The 23,786-nt window shown below is 63.8% G+C and carries 26 protein-coding genes and 1 tRNA gene; 15 read left to right on the top strand and 12 right to left on the bottom strand.

All coding sequences use genetic code 11. The annotated features are described in order from the left end of the window. Nucleotides 1–36 precede the first annotated feature (36 nt). The 4 genes from AC3WJD_RS14490 to AC3WJD_RS14475 all read left to right on the top strand — a co-directional run bounded on the left by AC3WJD_RS14490 (nucleotide 37) and on the right by AC3WJD_RS14475 (nucleotide 3,147). Nucleotides 37–942 (top strand): alpha/beta hydrolase fold domain-containing protein, encoded by a 906-nt coding sequence (locus tag AC3WJD_RS14490; RefSeq protein WP_492747395.1) that lies wholly within the window; start codon nucleotides 37–39, stop codon nucleotides 940–942. 306 nt (nucleotides 943–1,248) lie between these two features. Then, a complete protein-coding gene (locus AC3WJD_RS14485; RefSeq protein WP_492747394.1) occupies nucleotides 1,249–2,109 on the top strand; it encodes an SMP-30/gluconolactonase/LRE family protein in 861 nt (286 codons plus the stop codon). Further along, entirely contained in the window at nucleotides 2,106–2,513 is a 408-nt protein-coding gene (locus tag AC3WJD_RS14480) for a 2-dehydro-3-deoxygalactonokinase (protein WP_492747393.1), read from the top strand. Before AC3WJD_RS14485 ends, AC3WJD_RS14480 begins: the two co-directional genes overlap by 4 nt. Before the next feature lies 1 nt (nucleotide 2,514). Then, the gene (locus tag AC3WJD_RS14475; protein WP_492747392.1) at nucleotides 2,515–3,147 is read left to right on the top strand and encodes a 2-dehydro-3-deoxy-6-phosphogalactonate aldolase; all 633 of its coding nucleotides are present in this window, start codon (nucleotides 2,515–2,517) and stop codon (nucleotides 3,145–3,147) included. 632 nt (nucleotides 3,148–3,779) lie between these two features. On the opposite strand, the gene AC3WJD_RS14470 is transcribed toward AC3WJD_RS14475, so the two are convergent. The 5 genes from AC3WJD_RS14470 to AC3WJD_RS14450 form a co-directional block, all read right to left on the bottom strand. Beyond that, complete coding sequence (locus AC3WJD_RS14470; RefSeq protein WP_492747391.1) at nucleotides 3,780–4,304, bottom strand: hypothetical protein; 525 nt, start codon at nucleotides 4,302–4,304, stop codon at nucleotides 3,780–3,782. 468 nt (nucleotides 4,305–4,772) lie between these two features. Further along, complete coding sequence (locus tag AC3WJD_RS14465; protein ID WP_492747390.1) at nucleotides 4,773–5,999, bottom strand: tyrosine-type recombinase/integrase; 1,227 nt, start codon at nucleotides 5,997–5,999, stop codon at nucleotides 4,773–4,775. Between the two features lie 162 nt (nucleotides 6,000–6,161). Then, nucleotides 6,162–6,246: transfer RNA gene (locus tag AC3WJD_RS14460), tRNA-Leu, on the bottom strand. Nucleotides 6,247–6,299: 53 nt separating this feature from the next. Continuing rightward, nucleotides 6,300–6,680, bottom strand: coding sequence for a DUF805 domain-containing protein (locus AC3WJD_RS14455; protein WP_492747389.1), 381 nt, complete (start codon nucleotides 6,678–6,680; stop codon nucleotides 6,300–6,302). Between the two features lie 153 nt (nucleotides 6,681–6,833). Continuing rightward, nucleotides 6,834–8,342 (bottom strand): YifB family Mg chelatase-like AAA ATPase, encoded by a 1,509-nt coding sequence (locus AC3WJD_RS14450; protein ID WP_492747388.1) that lies wholly within the window; start codon nucleotides 8,340–8,342, stop codon nucleotides 6,834–6,836. Between the two features lie 95 nt (nucleotides 8,343–8,437). Here AC3WJD_RS14450 and AC3WJD_RS14445 point away from each other — a divergent pair, with 95 nt between their 5' ends. The 8 genes from AC3WJD_RS14445 to AC3WJD_RS14410 all read left to right on the top strand — a co-directional run bounded on the left by AC3WJD_RS14445 (nucleotide 8,438) and on the right by AC3WJD_RS14410 (nucleotide 13,283). Then, complete coding sequence (locus tag AC3WJD_RS14445) at nucleotides 8,438–8,773, top strand: hypothetical protein (protein ID WP_492747387.1); 336 nt, start codon at nucleotides 8,438–8,440, stop codon at nucleotides 8,771–8,773. Nucleotides 8,774–8,863: 90 nt separating this feature from the next. Continuing rightward, nucleotides 8,864–8,998: a 50S ribosomal protein L34 gene (gene rpmH, locus AC3WJD_RS14440; RefSeq protein WP_119763803.1), complete on the top strand. Its 135-nt coding sequence runs from the start codon at nucleotides 8,864–8,866 to the stop codon at nucleotides 8,996–8,998. A gap of 56 nt (nucleotides 8,999–9,054) precedes the next feature. Beyond that, nucleotides 9,055–9,324 carry a ribonuclease P protein component gene (gene rnpA, locus AC3WJD_RS14435; RefSeq protein WP_492747385.1) on the top strand — a complete coding sequence of 90 codons (270 nt, stop codon included), beginning with the start codon at nucleotides 9,055–9,057 and terminating at the stop codon, nucleotides 9,322–9,324. Further along, nucleotides 9,321–9,533: a membrane protein insertion efficiency factor YidD gene (gene yidD, locus AC3WJD_RS14430; protein ID WP_492747384.1), complete on the top strand. Its 213-nt coding sequence runs from the start codon at nucleotides 9,321–9,323 to the stop codon at nucleotides 9,531–9,533. Before rnpA ends, yidD begins: the two co-directional genes overlap by 4 nt. Nucleotides 9,534–9,566: 33 nt before the next feature. After that, nucleotides 9,567–11,276: a membrane protein insertase YidC gene (gene yidC, locus AC3WJD_RS14425; RefSeq protein WP_492747411.1), complete on the top strand. Its 1,710-nt coding sequence runs from the start codon at nucleotides 9,567–9,569 to the stop codon at nucleotides 11,274–11,276. Between the two features lie 121 nt (nucleotides 11,277–11,397). Continuing rightward, a complete protein-coding gene (gene yihA / locus AC3WJD_RS14420; RefSeq protein WP_492747383.1) occupies nucleotides 11,398–12,042 on the top strand; it encodes a ribosome biogenesis GTP-binding protein YihA/YsxC in 645 nt (214 codons plus the stop codon). A 131-nt stretch (nucleotides 12,043–12,173) separates the two neighbouring features. After that, complete coding sequence (locus AC3WJD_RS14415; RefSeq protein WP_492747382.1) at nucleotides 12,174–12,479, top strand: GIY-YIG nuclease family protein; 306 nt, start codon at nucleotides 12,174–12,176, stop codon at nucleotides 12,477–12,479. 132 nt (nucleotides 12,480–12,611) lie between these two features. Then, the gene (locus AC3WJD_RS14410; protein WP_492747381.1) at nucleotides 12,612–13,283 is read left to right on the top strand and encodes a glutathione S-transferase family protein; all 672 of its coding nucleotides are present in this window, start codon (nucleotides 12,612–12,614) and stop codon (nucleotides 13,281–13,283) included. 33 nt (nucleotides 13,284–13,316) lie between these two features. On the opposite strand, the gene AC3WJD_RS14405 is transcribed toward AC3WJD_RS14410, so the two are convergent. Together AC3WJD_RS14405 and AC3WJD_RS14400 are read right to left on the bottom strand one after the other, a co-directional pair. Then, nucleotides 13,317–14,033: a response regulator transcription factor gene (locus AC3WJD_RS14405; RefSeq protein ID WP_492747380.1), complete on the bottom strand. Its 717-nt coding sequence runs from the start codon at nucleotides 14,031–14,033 to the stop codon at nucleotides 13,317–13,319. Nucleotides 14,034–14,107: 74 nt separating this feature from the next. Continuing rightward, nucleotides 14,108–14,557 (bottom strand): cupin domain-containing protein, encoded by a 450-nt coding sequence (locus AC3WJD_RS14400; protein ID WP_492747379.1) that lies wholly within the window; start codon nucleotides 14,555–14,557, stop codon nucleotides 14,108–14,110. Nucleotides 14,558–14,605: 48 nt separating this feature from the next. On the opposite strand from AC3WJD_RS14400, the gene dapE reads away from it, so the two are divergent. Next, nucleotides 14,606–15,754, top strand: a complete 1,149-nt coding sequence (gene dapE / locus AC3WJD_RS14395; RefSeq protein WP_492747378.1) for a succinyl-diaminopimelate desuccinylase — start codon at nucleotides 14,606–14,608, stop codon at nucleotides 15,752–15,754. A gap of 2 nt (nucleotides 15,755–15,756) precedes the next feature. Here the strand turns inward: dapE and AC3WJD_RS14390 are convergent, their stop codons facing one another. From AC3WJD_RS14390 to AC3WJD_RS14375, 4 genes are all read right to left on the bottom strand, one after another. Further along, the gene (locus AC3WJD_RS14390; RefSeq protein WP_492747377.1) at nucleotides 15,757–17,436 is read right to left on the bottom strand and encodes a putative bifunctional diguanylate cyclase/phosphodiesterase; all 1,680 of its coding nucleotides are present in this window, start codon (nucleotides 17,434–17,436) and stop codon (nucleotides 15,757–15,759) included. 90 nt (nucleotides 17,437–17,526) lie between these two features. Further along, nucleotides 17,527–18,087, bottom strand: a complete 561-nt coding sequence (locus AC3WJD_RS14385; RefSeq protein ID WP_492747376.1) for a Smr/MutS family protein — start codon at nucleotides 18,085–18,087, stop codon at nucleotides 17,527–17,529. Then, on the bottom strand, nucleotides 18,062–19,297 hold the full coding sequence (gene mltA, locus AC3WJD_RS14380; RefSeq protein ID WP_492747375.1) for a murein transglycosylase A: 1,236 nt from the start codon (nucleotides 19,295–19,297) through the stop codon (nucleotides 18,062–18,064). Before mltA ends, AC3WJD_RS14385 begins: the two co-directional genes overlap by 26 nt. Nucleotides 19,298–19,299: 2 nt before the next feature. Continuing rightward, nucleotides 19,300–19,953 carry a Tim44/TimA family putative adaptor protein gene (locus AC3WJD_RS14375; RefSeq protein ID WP_492747374.1) on the bottom strand — a complete coding sequence of 218 codons (654 nt, stop codon included), beginning with the start codon at nucleotides 19,951–19,953 and terminating at the stop codon, nucleotides 19,300–19,302. A 191-nt stretch (nucleotides 19,954–20,144) separates the two neighbouring features. On the opposite strand from AC3WJD_RS14375, the gene secB reads away from it, so the two are divergent. Then, nucleotides 20,145–20,657 (top strand): protein-export chaperone SecB, encoded by a 513-nt coding sequence (gene secB / locus AC3WJD_RS14370; RefSeq protein ID WP_492747373.1) that lies wholly within the window; start codon nucleotides 20,145–20,147, stop codon nucleotides 20,655–20,657. 144 nt (nucleotides 20,658–20,801) lie between these two features. Further along, nucleotides 20,802–22,358 carry a murein biosynthesis integral membrane protein MurJ gene (gene murJ, locus AC3WJD_RS14365; RefSeq protein WP_492747372.1) on the top strand — a complete coding sequence of 519 codons (1,557 nt, stop codon included), beginning with the start codon at nucleotides 20,802–20,804 and terminating at the stop codon, nucleotides 22,356–22,358. A gap of 106 nt (nucleotides 22,359–22,464) precedes the next feature. On the opposite strand, the gene AC3WJD_RS14360 is transcribed toward murJ, so the two are convergent. Beyond that, nucleotides 22,465–23,613, bottom strand: a complete 1,149-nt coding sequence (locus tag AC3WJD_RS14360; protein ID WP_492747371.1) for an IS30 family transposase — start codon at nucleotides 23,611–23,613, stop codon at nucleotides 22,465–22,467. Between the last annotated feature and the right edge of the window lie 173 nt (nucleotides 23,614–23,786).

Raw genomic sequence — 23,786 nt, 5'->3', positions numbered from 1 at the left:
GACCTCATAAAACCCAAAAAAATTTGAGAGGCCCACATGAACCATTTTGCGCGATTCCTTGCCTTGATTCTATGCGCATTTGCCCTGCCGTCGGCGACGGCTTCGGGTCAGGCATTCTCGGAGAGCGTTACAGCGCGGTATCGCATTGTCCCGAACATCACGTATCTGACCGCCAACAATTTCGAAGCGAAACTTGATGTCTATTCCCGGTACGATGTCACCACCCCCCAACCGACGCTGATCTGGATTCACGGTGGCGGCTGGACCGGCGGCAGCAAGGAAATGGCCACATTCAATCTTCTGCCCTATCTGGAAATGGGCTGGAACGTGGTGAACGTGGAATATCGATTGGCTCGCGTTTCGCCAGCGCCAGCGGCTGTTGAGGATTCCCTGTGCGCACTCCGATGGGTCATCCGCAATGCCAAGGAATATGGTTTCGACACGAGCAAGCTGGTGGTTTCCGGCGGCTCCGCCGGAGGACATCTTGCATTAACGACAGGCCTGATGCCCTCTTCCGCCGGAATGGACCGGCAATGCCCAGGAACGGAGGAGTTAAAGGTTGCGGCCATCGTGAACTGGTATGGCATTTCGGATGTGGCAGACCTTCTGCATGGCGCAAATATGAAACCCTATGCTGTCCAATGGCTGGGGAGTTTGCCGAACCGTGTCGAGATCGCCAAACGAGCGTCTCCGCTAAGCCATGTTCGTCCCGGTTTGCCACCGGTCATTTCAGTGCATGGCGACGCCGATCCAACCGTGCCCTACACGCACTCGGTTCGCCTGCACGAGGCCTTAAAAAAGGCGGGAGTGGATGAAGAGCTTGTCACGATTCCAGGAGGCCGGCACGGGGGATTCACTCGAGAGGAGAATCTCAAAGCCTACACTGCCATCAAGGCGTTCCTGACGAAGCATGGTATCGGCTCGGCGAGCCAGGCGAACTAGGCATTTAACCAAGCGGCCAGCCAATCTGGGTGATCACGCATTTGCTGCTGATCACCTCACCCGGCTGGCAAGATTGGTAGCGTGATATTCATCGGCTTTGGGCGGGGAGGTGCCGCGGTCTGACGATCGAGTTTCCTTCAATGAGAGACTCCTCATGGGCACTACCGCGACCGCCGCCTGCGATCAGCCCGCGGCGCCAGCGGACGCAGCACGATCTGATGTGCGGGAGCTGATGCCGGACGCCCGACAGCGGCACATCGCCGCGTTCGGCGCTTCACCTCCGTGATTTGAAATTATGGACGGAAAATGAGCCAATTCCGCATCGTCAACACGTCGCAAAAGGCGATTCTCGGGGAGGGACCGTTCTGGTCGCCTACCCACCAGGCGCTATTCTGGGTCGACATTCTGGCGCCTGCCCTGCACCGCATGGATCTGGCAAGCGAGGCGATCGAGAGCTGGGCTTTCGATGAATCGATCGGATGGGCACTCGAACGCGCGGGGCGCGATGACCTGATCATCGGCCTCAAGAGCGGCTTTGCGCGCCTTTCGCTCGATCCATTCGCCGTGGAGCCGATCGGCGATCCCGAGCCCGACCGGCCGCGTAACCGCCTGAACGACGCCAAGGTCGATCCGGCCGGGCGGATATGGGCGGGGAGCAAGGACGACCGGGATCTGGACGCCAGCGGCGCGCTGTACCGCCTCGACGCCGACCTCACATGGTCGCGCAAGGACGACGGCTATCTGGTCGCCAATGGTCCCGCATTCAGCCCGGATGGAAGGACGCTCTATCATACCGATAGCGGCATAAGGACGGTCTACGCGTTCGACCTGGCGGACGATGGCGCGATCACCGGCAAGCGCGTGTTCCTTCGCTTCGAGGATGATTGGGGCTATCCGGACGGGATGACCACCGATGCGCAAGGCGGGGTATGGATCGCCCATTGGGCCGGGGGGCGAATCAGCCGCTTCCTGCCCGACGGCACGTTCGATCGCTCAATCGCTCTCCCCGCGAGCAACATCACGAGTTGCGCATTCGCGGGCGAAAATCTCGACCGGCTGTTCGTCACATCCGCCGCGCTCGGCGCCGAGCATGAGGAACATGCTGGCGCGCTTTTCGAAGTCGATGCGGGTGTCCGGGGCATCGCCTCCGCGGTGTTCGCGGGATGAGCGCATTTATCGGCATCGACTGGGGCGCCACCCGGCTGCGGGCCTGGCGCTTCGAGGCTGATGGCCGCGCAACCGACCACCGCGCCAATGATGCGGGCATTGCCTCGGTCCGGGGCGGCGATTTTGCGGACGTACTGCGCAATCTCATCGACGATTGGATCGACGGGCAGACTCCGCTGGTGCTTGCCGGCATGATCGGCAGCCGCAATGGCTGGCGCGAAGCACCCTATCTTCCCTGCCCTGCCGATCCGGATGCACTTGGTACCGCCCGCCCCCTTGCCGATCGATACGCCACTGCCCTGCGTGAGGCGGGCGCAGGCAAGCTTTCGATAATCGACGGCGAAAGCGCCTCAATGCGTGGCTTTTCCATGATCGGCCGCAGCATCCTGCTGGAGAAGAAATAAAATGAACTGGACCGACCTGCTGACCCATCTGCCTCTCATTGCGATATTGCGCGGGCTTGGCCCGGGCGAGGCGGAGGCCGTGGGCGAGGTGCTGATCGAAGCCGGCTTTCGCTGCTTGGAGGTCCCGCTCAACTCGCCCGATCCGCTGGAGAGCATTTCCATCCTTCAGCGGCGATTCGGCGATCGTGCCCTGATCGGCGCCGGGACCGTGCTGCGCGTGGAGGATGTCGATGCCGTCGCCACGGCCGGCGGCAGGATCATCATTTCGCCCAACATGAATCCCGCGGTCATTCGCGCGACGAAAGCGAAAGGACTTGTCTCGCTGCCATCTTTCTATACCCCCAGCGAAGCCTTCGATGCGCTTGCGGCCGGCGCGGATGGCCTGAAGCTTTTCCCGGCGGAAATCGGCGGCGTCGCATTCGTGAAGGCGTTGCGCGCCGTGTTGCCGGTGACGGTTCCGGTGTTGCCTGTCGGCGGTGTAGATGCCACCAATATGGCGGCGTTCCGAAGCGCGGGGGCGAGTGGCTTCGGGATCGGCTCCTCGCTCTATGCGCCGGGGCGATCGCTGAGTGAAATCCGGGACCGCGCCGCCGCGCTTGTCGCCGCCTGGAACAGCGTGGATAGTGACGAGTAGAGGGGGAAGGGAGCTGGATGGCGCAGATGGGCGATGAAGCAGCGATGCGAGTCCTTTATGAGGGCGCCTGCGGACGTGACCGATGCCTGGACATCAAGCGCAGCAATTGACGTCCACTCCACTTAGCAACTTCGCTGAAGCCTTTCAGACTTACGGTTGGAGTTAGCGACCGTCGTGATGTGCATCACGCGCACCATGCTTATCCACATGTATTTTGATTTTGCCAGCGAGGATGGAGCTGGCAGCTGTCCGCGATCGACCGCCTGATTGTCGCGTGGAAAGAGACGCCCGGGCGCATCCCGGTCGAGGTCGAGGCGGCACCCATCGGTCAGTTCCGTCGTGCATATGGCAAGTCGCCGTTCGCCAACGATCCACATCGATTAGGCCTCTGACGCCAATTCTGTCCTGTGCTTGTCATGGCATCACTGTCCAAGCTGCAGATCGACTTACCTCGCAGCAGACATTGGCTCAGCTGCCATCGCCCATTCGTTAGCGGCGTTGGCAGCAACCGCCAACTAAGCGGTCATAGCAGGGGCCATTTCTGGCTCCCAATTCCTGCCATACGTTCAGATTGAGAACGACGACCGCTTCTGGGAGGTGTCCAGAGGCGTCAAAGGGTTAGCGCTGTCGGGTTAGCGGACGTTCAGCCCGAGGTGAACGATTGACAGCCGTGTCAGTCTGCCAGTCCACAGCCCGATTGAGCAGGCAAGTGTCACAAGGGTCAGCAGCCCCCCAAGAATCATATCGCGATTGCGACTGCCAAGAACGTAGTAGTCGCCTTCATCGAACCTGAGCGTGGTCCTTCCCGATGAGGGTGCATAATACTCCATCCATTCACCGCGCCACATTCCGATGAAATAATCGTCCTTTTGCGGCCTCCCTAGCTGCGCGACAGCTTCCTCTCCAAACTGGCCAACTCCAGGCTCTAGGATGACATACGTGCCCCGCTGCTGAGGTTGATCCTTCGACCACGCGAGAAGCTCTTCGTTGGTCGGCAATCGTCCATGTTGCTGGCGATACGCCTCCGCGAATGCTGCGGTTTTCCGCAACTGAGCTGCAATCTGCTTGCTGTGTTGAACAGTGTGCTCGACCGAGCCGTGCCCCAAAATGGCGAAAAGTGACACCATCGCGCAACAGAGCCCGATGACCAGCAGCACGATTGCCGCTGCCCGCCTCACCAAAAATTCTCAATCATCGCGTCACCCCCACCATAAGATCACACACTGCCGTTATGTCTGCAATGTTGGCGAGTCCGGAAAGGCAGCTTTTTTCGGAAAACCGCAGGTAGCTGCCATGTCCGGTTTGGGGATGCGCGCCCGGCGCGCTGAATGACCGGAAAGTTGGGGTTAGGCGACAGGAGCGGACCGGCAGCCCCGCCCATGAAGGGCGGGCCGCATCCCCTCGGGGTCCCCACCGCGCTTGCGCGATGGGGTGGGGTGTAGGGCCGCAACGCAGAGGAGGACCCGCGTCAGCGGGTTGCGGCACGCCCGGGCGGGGCTAAGGGCAAGCGACGCCCATCCCGCTCAGGCCGGACCGGCCAACCAGCAAACCCGCGCGGGAGCGCGGATGGCGCGAGCCATGCGGCTCAGATCAGGTCGTGTGCTATGACTGGAGTGCGCCCAAAGTCAGTCACACCTCACACCAAATTTCGGCTGCAGGATCCGCGCCCTATCGCGAAGCATGTCGAGGTAATCCGACCATTCCTGCATCATCGCCACGCGCTCACTCCAGAATTCTCCACGCGCATAGGCACGGCGCACCCCATTCGCTTCTGCATGCGCCAGCTGCCGCTCGATGGCGTCGGGATTCCACTTGCCCATCTCGTTCAGCAGGGTGGCCGCCATCGCCCTGAACCCATGCGAGGTCATCTCGTCCTGTGCATAGCTCATCCGGCGCAGCGCGGTGTTCAATGTGTTTTCACACATCGGTCGCATCGGGCTCCAATGCGATGGAAACACGTATCTTCCGTCACCCGTGATGGGCTCAATCTCTGCTAGAATAGCAACGACTTGGCGTGAGAGTGGCACCCTGTGTGGCACGCGCATCTTCATCTTTTCGGCTGGAATGGTCCAAATGGCCTTTTCCCGATCGAGTTCGCTCCATTGTGCCATTCTCAGTTCGCCCGGTCGAACAAAGACATGCGGCGCAAGACGCAATGCGATCCTCGTCATGAAATGCCCGCTGTACCCGTCGATCGCGCGGAGCAATTCGCCGGCCTCGCCCACCGTCGTTATCGCCGCACGGTGAGTCACTTTGGGCGTTGTCAGTGCGCCTCGAAGATCAGCAGCGATGTCTCTCTCGGCGCGAGAGGTGATGATCGCGTAGCGAAACACCCGGCTACACACACTGCGCAAGCGCTGTGCGGTTTCATGATGCCCCCTGCCCTCCACTTTCCTGATGACCGCCAGGAGTTCGGGAGTGGTAATCCTTGATATGGGCCTGCGGCCAATCGATGGATAGGCGAGCCCGAGCAGCCATCGCAGCTTATGGACCGTGATGTCAGCGCGTCCTTCCTTTTGCGCTTTCGCGACCCATTCTTCGGCGACGGCCTTGAAGGTATTTGCTGCGGCAAGTTGCGCGGCCAGGGTCTTGAGCTTGCGCTCCTCGGATGGGTCAACGCCGTCCGCAAGCAATCTTTTGGCGGCATCGCGCCGCTTCCGGGCTTCGCTCAAGGTGATTTGAGGAAAGACGCCAAGCGCCAGCGTCTTCTGCTGGCTCATCCAGCGATAGTTGAGACGCCAGTATTTTTGGCCCTTCGGCGTCACGAGCAGATAGAGCCCAAGATAGTCGCACATCTTGTACGGCCTCGACCGGGGCTTTGCCGATTTCACGGCCAGGGCGGTCAAGAGCATGATGGTATCTCCGGTCGTCAAACCGGGCAAAACCCATCCAGATACCATCAAATGAATCGGATAGGCGTAATTTCGCCCGGACGAGGCCGAACAGGATACGCCAAAAAACCCTTGTTTTACATACCGCTTACGGACGCAAGTGGACGTACACGGAAAGATTTTTGGTGCCCCTGGCCGGACTCGAACCAGCATGCCTTGCGGCGTTCGATTTTGAGTCGAATGCGTCTACCAATTTCGCCACAGGGGCAGCGAAGGGCGGCCCTAGCCGAGACTGGGGCCGCCCGCAACTACCGGGCGTCATTATTCGGCAGACACCTCACCGGCCTTCGGATCGGACCCGTATCGATTGTCGCCCTTGACCCCGTCGAGCACCATGAACACGAGCACGATAACGGCGCAGACCAGCGTCACCATGCTCATCGTGCCGCCGACCACGAGGTTGCCCGAGAGGATCAGAAACATCGAGATCAGCTGCGGAACGATGACGATGAGCAGCCACCAGCCTGACCGATCAGTATCGTGCAACCGGCGGACGCTGACCGCGATGCTGGGCACGAGCAACGCGAGCGCCGTCAGCAAATAAGCGGGTCCGTACAGGCCGGCAACCATCTGGGACATGCCAAGCATCCGGTCGATGACCATCGCGCACACATAAACGACGACAGCCAGAAGTACGAACATCCAATATTCCTTGCGACGCGAACGCCCAGTGAATTCGGCATATTTCTTCAGCGGTAACGTTGCCCATTCCATGGCTTCACTCCCCCTTTGCTTCATCCACCTTGTCGTGGATATCGCGAAGACTATGCCAATCGCCGATGCTGGCAAGAAAATTCAGTTGCGCGGCGCCTGCCGCCGATAGCTGAGCGCCTCGGCGACATGGACGCGGCCTACGCGCTGGCTACCCGCCAGATCGGCGATCGTGCGCGCAACGCGCAGGATCCGCGTATAGCCGCGCGCCGAGAGCCGCATCGCCTCGGCCGCTTGGGCGAGCAGCTTTCGCCCTGCCTCGTCGGGCGTGGCCACATCTTCAAGCATTTCGCCGTCGACCTCGGCATTGGTGCGAATGCCCTGCCCGGCATAGCGCGCGGTCTGGATCGTCCGCGCGGCTGCGACGCGCGACGCGACCTCGGCCGATCCCTCGGCGGGAGGCGGAAGCACGAGATCGGCCGCGGTTACCGCCTGCACCTCGACATGCAGGTCGATCCGGTCGAGCAATGGCCCCGAGACCTTTGCCTGATAGTCGGCGGCGCAGCGCGGCGCCCGCGCGCAGGCAAGCGCAGGATCGCCGAGATGCCCGCAGCGGCACGGATTCATCGCCGCGACCATCTGGACGCGCGCAGGAAAGGTCACGTGCGCGTTGGCGCGTGCGACGCTCACCGTTCCCGTTTCGAGCGGCTGGCGCAGCGAATCAAGCACCGCGCGCTGGAATTCGGGCAATTCGTCGAGAAACAGCACACCGAGATGCGCCAGGCTCACCTCGCCCGGCCGTACGCGCAGCCCGCCGCCCACAAGCGCCGCCATCGACGCCGAATGATGCGGGCTCCGAAAGGGGCGCGCACGGATCAGCCTGCCATCGGTCAGTTCGCCCGCGACCGATGCGACCATCGATACTTCGAGCGCCTCAGCGGGCCCAAGCTCGGGCAGGATGCCGGGAAGGCACGATGCGAGCAGCGACTTGCCCGCCCCGGGCGGCCCGATCATCAGCAGGTTGTGTCCGCCCGCCGCGGCGATCTCGAGCGCGCGCTTGGCGGTTTCCTGCCCCTTCACCTGGCGCAGGTCGGGGCCGTGGCCGTTGAGCGCCACCTCACCGGGCACTGGCGGGCGGAGCGGCGCGCTTCCCTTGAAATGGTTGAGGAGGCTCAGCAAGTCGGGGGCAGCGACGACCTCGACATTGCCTGCCCAGGCCGCCTCGCCCCCCTGCGCCGCGGGACAGACCAGCCCCTGTCCCGCCTCCGACGCGTGCAGCGCCGCAAGCAGCACGCCCGGCGAGGACGCCACACGGCCGTCGAGCCCCAGTTCGCCCACGACGACATAGGAGGCGAGTGTTTCGGCATCGATCACCCCCATCGCGCCAAGCAGGCCGAGCGCGATCGGCAGGTCATAATGCGATCCCTCCTTGGGAAGGTCGGCTGGCGAAAGGTTGACCGTGATCCGCTTGGGGGGAAGTGAGAGCCCGATCGCGGCGATCGCGGCGCGAACGCGCTCGCGGCTTTCGGCCACCGCCTTGTCCGGAAGCCCGACGACCACGAATGCAGGAACGCCCGCGGCCACCTGCACCTGCGTTTCCACCGCGCGCGCTTCCAGCCCCAGATAAGCCACTGTCGAAACAATGGATACCATGTTCCGCCCCCGTTTTGTTCCGACGCAGTCTGGCGGCAGATCGTTGCGGAGTCGAGACGTGTTTTCGACGAACGGCGAGGCGGCGCCTTGCGCGCGTGCAGGCCGCTTCCCACATCGCCGACATGTGGCTGAAGCAACGCCTTTCCGCTATGGTCCGCGACGAGCGCGTGCGCTACGCGCTGTTCCTGCTCGGTTGCGCGCTGATCGTGCTGGCGCCCGTCGTCGCACCGCTTCCCGGCCCCGGCGGAATCGTCGTCTTCGCCATCGGCGCGAGCCTTGCGCTCAAGAATTCGCAATGGGCGAAGAAACGCTATGTCGCGTTCAAGAAGCGCCACCCCAAATATGGCGAGTGGGCCGACTGGAGCCTCAGGCGCCGCAGCGCGAAACGCCGCGCCCGGATTGCGCGGCAGCAGGCGGCCGAATCCGATTGACTTCCTCCCCCGATTTCAATATCCGCCCCCCAACAGCGGCCGCCCGCCTGAGGCGGCCATTTTCTATTTTGACGTTTGAGGAAATGAGCGATGAAGCGCACCTTCCAGCCGAGCAACCTTGTGCGCGCCCGCCGTCACGGCTTTCGCGCCCGCATGGCGACCCCGGGCGGTCGCAACGTGATCCGTGCCCGTCGGGCCCGCGGCCGCAAGGTTCTGTCGGCCTGATCGGACTGAGCTGTCGCGCCGACTATCTGGCGGCGAACGGCGGCAAGCGTGTGGCGATGCCGGGCTTCGTCCTGCTCGTGCGCACGCGCGACGATGGCGAATCGCTCGTTCGCTACGGAATCACGGTTACGAAGAAGATCGGCGGCGCTGTCGTCCGGAACCGGATGAAGCGCCGTTTTCGTGCGCTCATCCGCGAGCTGCTGCCCGATCAGGGCATAGCAGGCGCAGACCATGTGCTGATCGGGCGTGCCGGCGGCGTGGAACGTGACTTTTCCGATCTTCGCCGCGAACTCTCCAGGGCGCTCGCAAAGGCGGCGCGGCCGTGATCGCGAAACTGTTCATCGGTGTCGCCCGCCTGTGGCAGCTCGGCCCCTCGGCGATCCTGCCGCCCAGCTGCCGCTATCAGCCGAGCTGTTCGGCCTATGCAATCACCGCACTCAGCCGCTATGGCGCACTCAAAGGCTCCTGGCTTGCCGCCAGGCGCATCGCCCGCTGCCACCCCTGGGGCGGCTCGGGCTACGATCCTGTTCCATGATTTGGGCCTATTCCATGATTTGGGGGAATGACGTTGGACAATAATCGCAACATGATCCTGGCGATCGTGCTGTCGGCACTTGTGTTGTTGGGCTGGACGTTCATCTCCGACCGCTATTTCCCCACCGCCAATCCGCCTGCAACCAAGGTTGTCGACGGCAAGCAGGTGCCCGTCCCCCATGCGACGGGGAGCCCGGTGCCGGGCGCCGCGCAGGCGCCGCGCGACAGCGCCGTCGTACTAGCCGAGGCGCCGCGCGTGAAGATCGACACGCCCGCGCTCAAGGGTTCGATCAACCTCAAGGGCGCGCGCATCGATGATCTGATTCTCACGCGCTACGGCGAGACGATCGCGAAGAATTCGCCGCCGATCCGGCTGCTCTCGCCCGCCGGCGCAAAGGACAGCTATCTCGCGGGCTTCGGCTGGACGGGCCAGGGGCTCGTCGCCCCCACCGCCGACACCGTCTGGACCGCTAATAGCACCACGCTGACCCCCGCCACACCAGTGACCCTCAGCTGGGACAACGGACAGGGCCAGCGCTTCGAGATCGCGCTGTCGGTCGACAAGGACTATATGTTCACGGTCAAGCAGACCGTCGCCAACACCGGCGCTGGCGCCGTTGCCGCCCAGCCCTTCGGCTTCGTCAGCCGTCAGGGCGTCTCCAAGGATCCCGACAGCTGGACGATCCACACCGGTCCGATGGGCGTGTTCAACGGATCGGCCAATTACGGCATCAATTTCGAGGATGTCGACGAAGCGGGCAATACCGGCGTGCAGAACGCCTCCAAAGGCGGCTGGCTCGGCTTCAGCGACAAATACTGGCTGACCGCACTCGTCCCCGATCAGGGCGCGCCGATGAATGCCACCTTCCGGGTCGGCTCCGACAAGGCCTATCAGGCGGATTTCACCGGTGAACCGCAGATCGTGCAGCCGGGCAAGGCGCTCAGCAGCACCTCGCGCTTTTTCGCGGGGGCAAAGGAAGTGGCGCTGCTCGACCGCTATGAGGATGAACTCGGTATCAGGCAGTTCGACCGCGGCATCGACTGGGGCTGGTTCTACTGGTTCGAAAAGCCGATCTTCTACCTGCTCGACTGGCTGTTCCGCGTCTTCGGCAATTTCGGCGTCGCGATCATCGGCCTCACGCTGATCATCCGTGCGCTGATGTTCCCGATCGCGCAGAAGCAGTTCAAGTCGATGGCGGGCATGCGCGCCGTCCAGCCCAAGATGAAGGCGCTCCAGGAACGCCACAAGGACGACAAGCAGCGCCTCCAGCAGGAGATGCTCAAGCTCTACCAGCAGGAAAAGATCAATCCGCTCGCGGGCTGCCTGCCGATCCTGCTGCAGATTCCCGTCTTCTACGCGCTCTACAAGGTGCTCTTGCTGACGATCGAAATGCGCCACCAGCCCTTCGTGCTGTGGATCAAGGACCTCTCGGCGCCCGACCCGCTCACCCCGGTCAATCTGTTCGGCCTGTTGAACTTCACGCCGCCCTCGATGATCGCGCTCGGCGTGCTGCCGATCCTGCTCGGCATCTCGATGTGGCTGCAGTTCAAGCTCAACCCCGCGCCCGCCGATCCGGTGCAGCAGCAGGTGTTCGGGATCATGCCCTGGGTCTTCATGTTCATCATGGCGCCCTTCGCGGCGGGCCTGCAGCTCTACTGGCTCACCAACAACATCCTCTCGATCGCGCAGCAGAAGTGGCTCTACAGCCGCCACCCCTCGCTGAGCCAGGCGGTCGCGAAGTGAGGCCGATCCCCTTCCTTGTCATTGCCGCGAAAGCGGGAATCCAGGAACACCGTCTTCTCCGGACGATTTCGCGTTCATGGATCCCCGCTTTTGCGGGGATGACGTTTGGGGACCTGCGTCAATGAGCGCTACGGAACGAACCGAGGAAGCGATCGAGGCCGCGCGCAAGATTTTCGCGGGGCCCATCGCCTTTCTGAAGTCCGCGCCCGCGCTCAAGTTCCTGCCCGACATGAGCGTGCCCGAGATTGCCTTTGCCGGGCGCTCCAATGTCGGCAAATCCTCGCTGCTCAATGCGCTCACCAACCGCAACGGCCTCGCGCGCACGTCCAACACGCCGGGGCGCACGCAGGAGCTCAATTTCTTCGACGTCGGCAACCCCCTGCTGCTCCGCCTCGTCGACATGCCCGGCTACGGCTTTGCCAAGGCGCCCAAGGACGTCGTCAAGCAGTGGCGCTTCCTGATCAACGACTTCCTGCGCGGCCGTTCGGTGCTCAAGCGCACGCTTGTGCTCATCGACAGCCGCCACGGCATCAAGGATGTCGATCGCGACGTGATGAAGATGCTCGACGACGCCGCGGTCAGCTACCGGCTGGTGCTCACCAAGGCCGACAAGATCAAGGCCAGCGAACTCGCCGCCGTGATCGAACGTACCACCGCCGAGGCGCGCACCCGCCCCGCCGCGCATCCCGAGATCATCGCGACTTCGAGCGAAACGGGCATGGGCATGGCCGAGCTGCGCGCCGCGGTGATCGAATCGCTGACTTGAACGCCCGCGTAACCGTCATGCTGAACTTGTTTCAGCATCCATAGGGAAACGTCGGTGTGAACGGATAGATCGCATGGATCCTGAAACAAGTTCAGGATGACGATCGGATTTTGTGACGCTAGCGTTTCGATATGGAGCGCAGTCCCTGCACCTACATCTTGGCAAGCGCGATGCGAGGCACGCTGTATATCGGCGTCACGTCCATCCCTCTTAAGCGCATTCACGAACATCGCACTGGCCTGATCAAAGGCTTCACCTCGCGCTACAATTCGAAACGGCTCGTCCATTTCGAAATGTTCGACGACATGGAGGGCGCCATCGCGCGCGAGAAGCAGCTCAAGCGATGGCATCGAGACTGGAAGATCAACCTGATCGAACAGGCCAATCCGCAGTGGCGAGACCTGGCCGAGGACTGGGGTTTCGCGCCCCTGCCTTAACCTCATCGTCATGCTGAACTTGTTTCAGCATCCACGCGAAAACGCTGACGCACAACGAAAGACCGCATGGCCCCTGAAACAAGTTCAGTGTGACGGTTGAGAGTTGGGCCGCCGCGCTCTATCACGCCCAACATGCTCAAGCTCTTCATCGGGAACAAAGCCTATTCCAGCTGGTCGCTGCGCGGCTGGCTCGCGGTCCGGCAGTCGGGACTGCCCTTCGAGGAGAACGTCGTCCCGCTCTACGATCAGGACTGGGACAGGCGCCGCGAGGGCGACGAGTTCGCGCCCTCCTCTGGCAAGGTGCCGATATTGTGGGACGGCGATGTCGTGGTGTGGGACAGCCTCGCGATCATCGAATATCTGGCGGAGAAAACCCGGCGCACCCTGTTCTGGCCGGAGAACGAGGCCGCGCGCGCCATGGCACGTTCGATGTGCGCCGAGATGCATTCGAGCTTTGCGGCGCTGCGCCGCGATCACAGCATGAACATCCGCCAGATCTACGAGGCGCAGCCGCCCTCCGCGGAGGTGATGCAGGACATCACGCGCATCATGCAGCTCTGGAAGGAGGCCCGCGCGCGCTTCGGCGGCGACGGCGATTTCCTGTTCGGTGACTTCGGCGCCGCAGACATGATGTTCGCGCCCGTCATCACGCGCTTCATCACCTACCAGCTTCCCGTCGCGCGCTTCGCCGAACCCTATATGCGCGCGATTATCGAGCATCCCTTCATGCAGGACTGGATCGCCGGCGCGCAGGAAGAGGAATGGGTCATCGAGAAGTTCGAGCGCACCGCCCAAGGAGCCTGAGCGCGCCGGGGTTGCCGGCGGCGCGTAGCCCCATCAAGCCGCGGCGGGCGCACTTTCCTTGCTGTGCGTCCGGAGTCGGTAACCGATGCCGTGCACCGTCAGAAGGAAGCGCGGCGCCTTGGGGTTGGCTTCGATCTTGTCGCGCAGCTTGTGGATCAGCACGCGCAGATTGCCCTGATGCAGCGGGTCGGCGCTGCCCCAGATCTCGGTGACGATTTCGTCGACCGTCACCGCGCGGTCGAGCTGGGCCGCGAGGATCGTCAGCAGCTTATGCTCGTGCGTCGTGAGGTAGATGCTCTCGCCCGCAATCGTCACAAGCGGCTGGATGGAGTCGATGGTGAGCGTGTCACCCTCTGTCGTGGCGCCCCCGGTCGATGTCGCCGATGTCTCATAGCGGCGCAGCGCCGCGCGGATGCGCGCGAGCAACTCGCCCGGCAGGAAGGGCTTGGGAACGAAATCATCTGCGCCAAGGTCGAGCGCGGTGATACGATCGCGCTCGGTATCGTGCCCCGAAACGACGATGATCGGCAGATTGGAACGCTGGCGCAATTGTTGCAGCAACTCATTTCCGCTCAGATCGGGCAGCCCCATGTCGAGCAGCACCGCGTCGATCCCGCCCGAGTCGAACAGCTCTACCGCCGCGCGCCCGGTGCGCGCGATAACGCCTTCGAACCCCCCATATTCCAGCGTTGCCTCCAGAACATGAAGCAGCGTCGGCTCATCTTCTACGATGAGAACTCGATTACCCATTACGTATGCGGCCCTTCATTGCGGATTTGTTATAGCACAGGTGGTGCGCATGCCGCACTCCAGTAATATTACGGTCAGAATTCGCTTCCATCCTTGCGGCGAAACGTGCCGCTGCTGCTGTCGAGATGCAGGTCGATGTCCGGATAGTGGCAGTCGGTAGCCGCTGGGCGCCCGATCGCAACGAACACGCAATCAGACTCGCTCTCGTTGATCAGCACATGGCCATTGCCGTCATTCTTCGGAAAGGCGGCAACGTCTCCGGGGCGCATCGGATGGCGACCGGAATCGTCGATGAGCACGGCCTCGCCCGACAGCATGACCACGAGTTCATCCTCGCCTTCGTGCCAGTGCCGCTGCGCGGACCAGGCACCGGGCTTCAGCGTGACGTGGCTCGCACCGAAGTCGGTAAGGCCGCTCGCGGGCGCCAGCCGGCGATACCACCGCCCCTGCACCTTGTCGGCATGCTCGGGCGGGTAGCCGGTCGCGTTGGTCTGGAGAATCGCTGCGAGGTCGAGCTTGGGCATGGCATCCTCCGGCTAGGCAAAAGCCACAGGTAAAGCTAGTCGCAGCGCATGACCGCGTCCATCGATCCCATCGACCTCGCCAGCCGGCTGATCGCCGCGCCCAGCATCACCCCCGCGACCGGCGCGGTATTCGACGTGCTTGAAGAGGCGCTGGTCGCGATCGGCTTCGCGGTACATCGCCTTGTCGCGGGCGAGGCGCCCGACGGCCCCGTCGAGAATCTGTTCGCCCACCGCGGTTCGGGCGGACCGCACCTTGCCTATGCGGGCCATCTCGACGTCGTTCCGCCGGGCAATGGCTGGACGAGCGATCCCTTCACCCCCGAGATCCGCGGCGAGTTGCTCTACGGCCGCGGCGCGGTCGACATGAAGGGCTCGATCGCCGCCTTCGTCGCGGCCGCCGCGCGCGCCGCCGACGCACCGGGCACGCTCAGCCTGATCATCACCGGCGACGAGGAAGGGCCCGCGGTCCACGGCACTGTCGAGCTGATCGAGTGGATGAAGGCCAATGGCCATCATCCCGATCTCTGCCTTGTCGGCGAGCCGACCTCGGTCCACCGTCTCGGCGACATGATCAAGATCGGCCGGCGCGGCTCGGTCAACATGTGGATCGAGGTCGCCGGCACGCAGGGGCATGTCGCCTACCCGCATATGGCGGACAATCCGATCCCAGCGCTCGTCCGGATCCTGGCGCGGATCGATGCGATCTTGCTCGACCAGGGCAATGACTGGTTCCAGCCCTCCAATATCGAAATCACCGATATCGAGGTCGGCAATCCCGCGACCAACGTCATCCCCGCGCTCGCCAAGGCGCGATTGAGCATCCGCTTCAACGATCTTCACACCGGCGAGCAGCTTGTGGAGCGGATCCGCGCGATCTGTGCGGAGGAGTCGCCCAACGCTTCGCTCGTCGCGCGCATATCGGGCGAAGCCTTTCTCACCGAGCCGGGTCGGCTGTCGGACATCGTCTCGGCCGCGATCCGCCGCGTCACGGGGCTGGTGCCCGAGTTGTCGACGACGGGCGGCACCTCCGACGCGCGCTTCCTGTCGAAACTCTGCCCGGTGGTCGAATTCGGCCTGTGCAACGCGACGATGCACAAGCTCGACGAGGCGGCCGCAATCGCAGACATCCACGCGCTGACCGAGATCTTCGAGCTGGTGATCCGCGACGCGCAGGCCGATCGGCACGCGGCCGCCTGACGCTATCCGGCGAGCGCGGGGCGCTCCGCGCGCGTCCAGTCGAGAAACTGGTGCTCGTCCATCGGCGGGGCGATCACATAGCCCTGCACCGCGTCGCAGCCGATCACCCTGAGCACGTCGGCCTGTTCGCGGGTCTCGACGCCCTCGGCGACGACCTTGTGGCCAAGGCCGTGAATCAGCTCGATCACCGCGTGGATGATGGCGCGCGCCTGTTCGGACACCGCGATATCCGCGATCATCGATCGGTCGAGCTTGACGCGGTCAATCGGCATGTCGCGCAGCCGCGAGAAATTGGAATAGCCCGTTCCGAAATCGTCGATCGAGATCATCGCACCGTCGCGACGGAACGCCGCCATCTCCTGGAACACCGCGTCGCCGCAGGTCATGGCGAGCCCCTCGGTGATCTCGAGCTCGAGCAGGCGCGCGGGCGCGCCGTGATGCTCCATGCGCTGGCGCAGCCGCGTGAAGAAATCGTGCTGCTCGATCTGGCGCGGGCTGATGTTGATCGCGAGCCGCTGCTGGATGCCGAAGCGGTCCCAGCGTGCGATGGTCGCGGCCACCGCATCGATCACCCAGTCGCCGATCTCGACGATCAGGGCGCTCTCCTCGGCGATGTCGATGAATTCGCCGGGCAGGCGCGTGCCGTCTTCGGGATGCTCCCAGCGCAACAGCGCCTCTGCGGTGGAGACCGCGCCATCGGCCAGCAGGATCTGCGGCTGGAAGGCCAGCCGGAAATGCGCGTGCGTCAGCGCCTGACGCAGATCCTGCTCAAGCTGCAGCCGTTCACTCAGCGCATCGGCGAGCGCATCGGTATAGAACTGCGCCTGGGCGCGACCGTTCGCCTTGGCGTGGTACATTGCGACGTCCGCCGCCTTCATCAGCGTCGTCAACGACCGTCCGTGTTCGGGGTAGATCGCGACACCGATCGACGCGCCGACCCGGATCGCATGGCCCGAAAGCTCGATATCCTCGTTGAGCGCATAGAGGATGCGCTGCGCGACGCGCCGCGCGTCATCGGCGTCGGCAATGTCGGGGAGGAACATCGTGAACTCGTCGCCCGCCAGCCGGCCGATCATGCCGGGCAGACGCCCCTCGCGCCCCGCCTGGCGTTCGGCGGCGAGGACCGCGCGCAGCCGGTTGGCGACCTTGGCGAGCAGCTGGTCGCCCTGCGCGTGGCCGAGCGTATCGTTGACCGCCTTGAAATTGTCGAGATCGACGAAGAGCAGCGCGGAACAGCACTCACCGGGCAGCTCGCCCAGCGCGCGTTCGACGTCGCGGCGAAAATTCGTGCGATTGGCCAGCGAGGTTACGGGATCGAACATCGCCAGATTGTGGATGCTGTCGAAGGTCGAGCGCGTCTCGAGGAACAGCGCATCCATGCTGTCCGCGAGTTCGGGCAGATATTCACGGACTTGTTCGGGCGTCGGCGTTTCGAAATCGCCATGCGCCGCGGCCGAGAGCCGCTTGATCGCGCTGTCGACCGCGTCGGCCACCGCGGAAAGCGCCTGATCCGCCGAAGCCCAGCTCATCACCGAGCAGATGATCGCAACGATCAGCGCGTTGGCGGCATTGTCGGCGTGGCTCGCCGTCCCCGCCCCCGCAAGCACCGAAAGGATGAAGGCACCCGCGCCAACGCATATGGCAAAGGCGATAGCGCGGCTCTTTAGCGATACGCCTTCCATGTTGCTCCCACGACATTCCCAGAACCCGGAAAGCCACCCCATTGGCTACCCCGATTAAGGTTTCCTGCCAGAACCTTGTTAAATTTGGCTTTACAAGGTGGGACGAAAGCGTTTCAGGATGAGATAAAGCGCGCCGGCGCCGCCATGACGGGGATGCGCATTGCGCACCGCCGCGATGTGCGCGGCATGGCGCGAGGCACCCAGCCAGTCACCGACAGCCGCGCGTATCGCGCCGCGCATCGGTCTCTCTCCGCGCCCGTCGGCACTCGGCGGCTTGCCGGTGATGAGCAGGATCACGCGCGCGCCGCTGCGGATACCGCGATCAAGGCTCGCATCGAGCAGCCTGTACGCCGAATCGAGCGTGTGGCCGTGCAGGTCGACCGCCATGTCAGGCATGATCGCACCGCGCGACAGTCTGCGGTCCCAGCTGCCGTCGAGTGTCTCGCCGATCGCGGGGCGCGGCTGAGGCGGCGGCGTGGGCTGCTGTGACGCTACAGGTACGCGCGCCCGCTTCTTCGGCGCGACGGCTGAGGGCTCGGACACGAGCTCGGCGGCCGCTGCGGCTAAGCGTTGCGGTGCCAGTGGCGTCACGCTTGCGATCACACGTGCCCAGAGAGCGCGTTCTTCAGGGTCGAGGCGTCGTCCCGCCATCGCCCCCTGCCCCCGTGATCCGCGTCAGTGTGCCGCGCGGCAGCAACAGCAAGGCATCGCCGCGCGCCGCCATGCCCCCTGCGATCGTCCGCGCGTTTTCGCCCGCGCCCCAGAATGTGTCGAACCGGTTGGCCCCCTTGATCGCGCCGCCCGTGTCCTGCGCCACCCAGATTCCTGCGGTTTCCGGGCGATCGAGCGCCAGGAAGACGGGGGCGCCCAGCGGCGTGAACGCCGGATCGGCAGCGACGGTCGCGCGTGGCGTTACCGGCAGGCCGAGCGCGCCAAGCGGGCCGGGGCCCGTCAGTTCACGGAAAAAGACGAAGCTCTTGTTCTCGCGCATCACTGCGCGGCCCTTTTCGGGATTGGCGCGCAGCCAGTCCATGATGCCCTGCATCCCCGCCTTGCCGCGCTGGAGTTCACCGCGGTCGAGGAGGAGTTTGCCAATCCCCGTATATTCGCGGCCGTTCTGGTTGTCATACCCGATCCGCATCACGCCGCCGTCGGGCAGCTTGAGCCGCCCCGATCCCTGGATCTGCAGGAAGAAGAATTCGACCGGATCCGCCGCCCAGGCGATCTCGAGCCCCCGGCCGGCCAATGCGCCATCCTCGATCGCGCTGCGATCGTAATAGGGGACCAACGCATCTTTTTCGACGCGACCACGAATCTTCTTGCCCTTGAGGCCGTCGCTGAAAAGCGACAGATCGGCCTCGATGAGATCATTGGGCCGCTTATAGACCGGCACATAGCCAGGCATGGCCGTGCGCGATCCCAATATCTCCGGTTCGAAATAGCCCGTGGCGAAGCCCTTGCCGTCGCCTACGCGCACCGTCTCGAAATGGTTGCGGAAGAAGCCAGCCGCGTCGGCATTGGGCCAGGCTTTCGCGGCGGCGCAGACCTGAACCCAATCCGCGCTTTGGGTGAGCAGGCTCGTGTCCCTGCGTTTAACGAGCGAAGGACAACTGATCCGAAATGCAGCAAGCGCGCGCTGCGCCTGTTCGGCAGCCATCTCCAGTTGCGCGATGGGAGGTCCGGCGGAAACGCCAGCGCCGAGCGCATTTACCAGCTCTACCTTGGGCGCCACGACCTTGGGCGCTTCGGCTGATGGCTTGGATGGCTGGGTGGACGAAGATGGGGCGACGGGCCGGGGCACCGTTGCACATGCGCCCAGCGCCAGCGTCGCCAGCGCAATCCCCGCCCCCCGGCGAAGCATTGTCAGGCCGCCTCGTCGGTTTCGACCAGCAGCCAGTTGGGATCGTCGGAACGGATATGACGGCTGAAGGTCCAGACATCGTGCGTCGGCACAGCGTCGTTGAGCGAGCCCGCGATGACGTTGCCTTCGGTGTCGCGCGTCACCGCAGCGATATCGGCATCGAAGCGCACCGTGACGCGCGCCATCTGGTTATCGAGCTCGGCATCGGAAATGATCGCCCGCTCGATCGCGACAAGGCGGTTGTCAAGCACGTGCCCCGCCTCCTTGCGGTCGGTGATCGCCTCGACAAACGCCGCGCGGACATCATCACCCGCCAGTTCGGCAAGCTGCGCCTCGTCGCCCGACCAATAGGCCTCGAGCACCACGCGATACGCCGCCTTGGCTCCTTCGAGGAAGCGCGGGGGATCGAACGAGGAATCGGCGCCCATGATCGCCTTGACGCCGCGCTGTGCGGCCGGACCGATCGAGGGATCGCTCGCAACGCAGGCTTCAGGGCTGATATCGGTCACGGTGCCCCCGGTCGGCGCGGGGCCAAGCCGCTCCTCGGCTGCGCGCGGCAGCGGGTGCTGCTCATGCCCCGTCCGCTTCCCGAGCACCGAATAGAGCCGCAAGGCAAGGAAAACCGACACAAGCGCCAGGATGACAACCGTAACCACGCAACCTCCGTCCAGACCGTGCGCCCGATATAGGCGCTCCGCGCTACTGTTTCAAATGGCCGCCATACGCGTAGGTTTACGCAAAAGCGAGAGCGCGCGGCATTGCCCTTGTCCGCGCCCCCTGCTAGTCGCCCGGCACGCTCCGCGCTGCGGCGCGGCACCCAATTCTCATACGATCAAGGCAGGACATGATGGCCGAAGAACTTGGCACGGCGGAAAACGAAGCGACCCAGGCGAATGGCGTGGACGATCTTCCGCAGGTTTCGATTATCTCGCAGTATGTTAAGGACCTTTCCTTCGAAAATCCGAACGCGCCGGCGGTCTATCAGTGGCAGGGGCAGCCGCAGATCGACGTCCAGTTCAACATCGGCCCGCAAAAGATCGCCGACGACGTCTTCGAGGTCATGCTCAAGATCGACGTGAAGGCGACCGCCGCCGACAAGGTCGCGTTCCAGGTCGAGCTCGCCTATGCGGGGCTCTTCGGCCTGCGCAACGTGCCCGAGGAACAGCTCCAGCCCTTCCTGCTCGCCGAAGCGCCGCGCATCCTTTTCCCCTTCGCGCGCCGCGTCCTCGCTGATGCCGTCCGCGATGGCGGCTTCCCGCCGCTGATGCTCGAGCCGCTGGACTTCGGCGCGCTCTATATGAGCCAGCTCCAGGCGCAGGGCGAACAGCTCGCCGAGATCGAGACCGCGGGCCAGGCCTGATATCGGGCATTACACCCATGATTGTCGGTCATTGCGACGAGCAAGGCGACGAAGCAATCCAGCGAGCGTCAGGCATCGCACCGGATTGCTTCGCTTCGCTCGCAATGACGCCGTTGTCGCAAGCCTGACCGGACAGGAAAGCCCATGAATCTCGTCAAATCGATGGGCACGATCGGCGGGCTGACGATGGTCAGCCGCGTCTTCGGTTTTGCGCGCGAGATGCTGATGTCGCGCATCATGGGCGCCAGCGGGTCGGCCGACGCGTTTCTCGTCGCCTTCAGGCTTCCCAACACATTCCGCCGCCTGTTCGGCGAGGGTGCCTTTTCGGCCGGCTTCGTCCCGCTGTTCAGCCAGCGCTATCACGGCCCCGGCGGGATGGAGGAGGCGAAGAAATTCTCTGAAGAGGTGCTGGCCTTCTTCGTTCCCACGCTGCTCGTGTTCACGCTGCTCTTCGAGATCGCGATGCCCGCCTTCGTCTGGGCGATCGCCTCCGGCTATGCCGATGAGCCGCAAAAATTCGCGCTGACGGTCTTCCTCAGCCGCATCACCTTTCCCTATCTGCTGCTGATCAGCCTCGTCTCCTTCTTTTCGGGCATCCTCAACTCGCTGACGAAGTTCGCGGCCGCCGCCTTCGCGCCAGCATTGCTCAATTTCGCGATGCTCGCGGCGCTGCTCATCGTCCCCGATGGCGGGGTGAAGAGCGCGACCGCGCTTGCCGTCGGCGTCACCGTCGGCGGCTTTCTCCAGCTCGGCCTGCTCTGGCATGGCGCACGCAAGGCAGGGGTGTCGCTGCGCCTCCGCAAGCCGCGCATGACCCCGGGCGTGAAGCAGTTCTTTGTCGTCGTGATCCCGGCGACCCTGGGCGCGGGCGTCTACCAGATCAGCCAGCTGATCGACACTTTCTTCGCCACGCGGCTGCCCGAAGGCTCGATGTCGTATCTCAACTATTCGGACCGTCTGAACCAGCTGCCGCTCTCCGTGATCGGCACCGCGCTCGGCACCGCGATCCTGCCGCACATCAGCCGTTTCATCGCCAAAGGAGAGCCCGAGGAGGCCGCAAAGGTTCAGGGTAACGCCGTCGACCTCTCGATGCTGCTCTGCCTGCCCGCCGCGCTTGCGCTCGCGGTCGCGGCCGGCCCGCTTGTCGCAGCCCTCTTCCAGGGTGGCCGCTTCACAGCCCAGGACGCCTATGTCACTGGCAATGTGCTTGCAATCATCGCCTCGGGCCTGCCCGCCTATGTGCTCGTCAAGGTGATCACGCCCGGTTTCTATGCGCGCGAGGATACCAAAACCCCGGTCAAGACCGCAGGCATCGTGCTCGTCGCCAATATCGCTCTCAACTTTGCGCTGATCCCCCCCTTCGGCATCTATGGCCTCGCCGCCGCGATCTCGCTCTGCTCCTGGCTCAACTGCGTGATGCTCTATGTCATCCTGAGCAAGCGCGGGCATTTCCGCATCGAGCCCTGGCTCTGGGGCCGGATCGCACGCCAGTTCGCCGCCGGTCTCGCGATGGTCGCCGCGCTCTGGGGCGTCCGCATCGTGCTCGCCGGCTGGTTTGCAGGCTCTGTCGCGGAACGGCTCGCGGGCGTGATGGCGCTCGTCGGCACCGGTGGGGTCGTCTATTTCGTGGTTGTGTTCCTCGTCGGCGGCATGGACCGCGACGCGATCCTCGTCCTCATGCGTAAGAAGAAAGCAGCCTGAAGCGCGGGAAGCGTCGCCGATCCGAAATCGCTTGAGCCAATTTCACGGAGGGCTGCCAGCAAACCCCGAGCCCGAATGTCGGAAATGTGGTGGCGGGTTCAACCGGTCACCGCAACACCTCTCGTAGTTTATCGACGGGTGTTTCGAAGTCCAAGGTCTTTCGGGGGCGTTGATTGAGGCGCAGGGCAACGGCGTTGAGCTGAGCTTGCGAGATGCTGGAAAGGTCAGTGCCGCGAGGGAAGTATTGCCTGAGAAGACCGTTGGTATTTTCGTTGCTGCCGCGCTGCCAGGGGCTGCGCGGATCACAGAAGTAAACCTGCACATTGGTGGCGACGCTGAAGGTCTTGTGACGCGCCATTTCGCTGCCCTGGTCCCAGGTGAGAGAGCGCCGCAACTCCTCCGGCAGTCTGCGGATGTGCCTGGCAAGCGCGGTCACGACCGTTGCCGAGTCCTTCCTCGGCACTTTGACGAGCATGGTGAAGCGGCTGTGGCGCTCGACGAGGGTGGCGATCTGCGTATCGTTGGCGCCGGTCAGAAGATCTCCTTCCCAATGGCCCGGCACGGCGCGATCCTCGGCCTCGGCAGGGCGTTCGCGGATCGACACCATATCAACGATCTTCCCGTGACCATGCCGGCCCTTGGCGCCTTTGGCCTGGCGCATCTGGCGCCTGGTGCGCAAATGCGCGGCCAGCTCCTTCTTCAGCACGCCGCGTGCCTGGATGAAGAGACTGCGATAGATCGCCTCGTGAGATATCCGCATGCCTGGATCGTCCGGGTACTGTCGCCTCAGCCAGCCCGCTATCTGCTCCGGCGACCACTGCAACGCCAGCTTTTGCGCCACGCGCCATCGTAGCCGTCCATTGCATGCTAGGCGACACCGCTTCGGCCGCAGCGCTCGCTGCCAGGCATATTTGTCGGCCCGGGCCGCACGGTAGCCCGGCGCACCGCCATTGCGCGCGATCTCGCGACATATCGTCGAGGGGGAGCGCCCGAGATCCCGTGCGATAGCGCGAACCGCAAGTCCCGCCGCGATCCCGCGAGAAATCTCTTCACGCTCCTCCAGTTTGAGCGCCGACACCGCCCGGCGCCTGACTGGCGGCGCGATGCCGCCGTGCAAAGACACGATCCGCTGGACACCCGTCTTGTTCCTGCGATCCAGCGCCCGCGAAATCGAGGAAATACTCTGACCCTGCTTCCAGCGCTCCCACAGCTCTGCCTTTTGCGCTGACGTGAACCAGATCCGCGACGTCACCATAGGACACCTCCTCCATCAGCATGATTAGAAGGTGTTGCGATGACCAGTTGAACCCGCCACCCACTTTCGGTCAATTGAGGGTTCGGCAGTGAACCAAAATCCGGACACCGCGTAATTGATGTAGTCACCCTCCTGGATGGTACGAAGTCGCGAACGCTTCAATGCAGGAGGGT

The organism is Sphingobium sp. FW306-1B-F04DB, from assembly GCF_058781925.1.
Note: the sequence above shows the minus strand (reverse complement) of the source record. Positions and strands in the feature narration are given on the sequence as shown.

Coding starts and splice junctions, on each gene's coding strand:
- dapE (WP_492747378.1), top strand. CDS start 14,606: ATGACCGCGTCCATCGATCCCATCGACCTCGCCAGCCGGCTGATCGCC.
- AC3WJD_RS14490 (WP_492747395.1), top strand. CDS start 37: ATGAACCATTTTGCGCGATTCCTTGCCTTGATTCTATGCGCATTTGCC.
- AC3WJD_RS14450 (WP_492747388.1), bottom strand. CDS start 8,342: ATGGTATCCATTGTTTCGACAGTGGCTTATCTGGGGCTGGAAGCGCGC.
- AC3WJD_RS14485 (WP_492747394.1), top strand. CDS start 1,249: ATGAGCCAATTCCGCATCGTCAACACGTCGCAAAAGGCGATTCTCGGG.
- AC3WJD_RS14360 (WP_492747371.1), bottom strand. CDS start 23,613: ATGGTGACGTCGCGGATCTGGTTCACGTCAGCGCAAAAGGCAGAGCTG.
- AC3WJD_RS14415 (WP_492747382.1), top strand. CDS start 12,174: ATGGAGCGCAGTCCCTGCACCTACATCTTGGCAAGCGCGATGCGAGGC.
- AC3WJD_RS14405 (WP_492747380.1), bottom strand. CDS start 14,033: ATGGGTAATCGAGTTCTCATCGTAGAAGATGAGCCGACGCTGCTTCAT.
- AC3WJD_RS14390 (WP_492747377.1), bottom strand. CDS start 17,436: ATGGAAGGCGTATCGCTAAAGAGCCGCGCTATCGCCTTTGCCATATGC.
- AC3WJD_RS14480 (WP_492747393.1), top strand. CDS start 2,106: ATGAGCGCATTTATCGGCATCGACTGGGGCGCCACCCGGCTGCGGGCC.
- rpmH (WP_119763803.1), top strand. CDS start 8,864: ATGAAGCGCACCTTCCAGCCGAGCAACCTTGTGCGCGCCCGCCGTCAC.
- secB (WP_492747373.1), top strand. CDS start 20,145: ATGGCCGAAGAACTTGGCACGGCGGAAAACGAAGCGACCCAGGCGAAT.
- AC3WJD_RS14410 (WP_492747381.1), top strand. CDS start 12,612: ATGCTCAAGCTCTTCATCGGGAACAAAGCCTATTCCAGCTGGTCGCTG.
- rnpA (WP_492747385.1), top strand. CDS start 9,055: ATGCCGGGCTTCGTCCTGCTCGTGCGCACGCGCGACGATGGCGAATCG.
- murJ (WP_492747372.1), top strand. CDS start 20,802: ATGAATCTCGTCAAATCGATGGGCACGATCGGCGGGCTGACGATGGTC.
- mltA (WP_492747375.1), bottom strand. CDS start 19,297: ATGCTTCGCCGGGGGGCGGGGATTGCGCTGGCGACGCTGGCGCTGGGC.
- AC3WJD_RS14475 (WP_492747392.1), top strand. CDS start 2,515: ATGAACTGGACCGACCTGCTGACCCATCTGCCTCTCATTGCGATATTG.
- yihA (WP_492747383.1), top strand. CDS start 11,398: ATGAGCGCTACGGAACGAACCGAGGAAGCGATCGAGGCCGCGCGCAAG.
- AC3WJD_RS14455 (WP_492747389.1), bottom strand. CDS start 6,680: ATGTTCGTACTTCTGGCTGTCGTCGTTTATGTGTGCGCGATGGTCATC.
- AC3WJD_RS14465 (WP_492747390.1), bottom strand. CDS start 5,999: ATGCTCTTGACCGCCCTGGCCGTGAAATCGGCAAAGCCCCGGTCGAGG.
- AC3WJD_RS14400 (WP_492747379.1), bottom strand. CDS start 14,557: ATGCCCAAGCTCGACCTCGCAGCGATTCTCCAGACCAACGCGACCGGC.
- AC3WJD_RS14385 (WP_492747376.1), bottom strand. CDS start 18,087: ATGGCGGGACGACGCCTCGACCCTGAAGAACGCGCTCTCTGGGCACGT.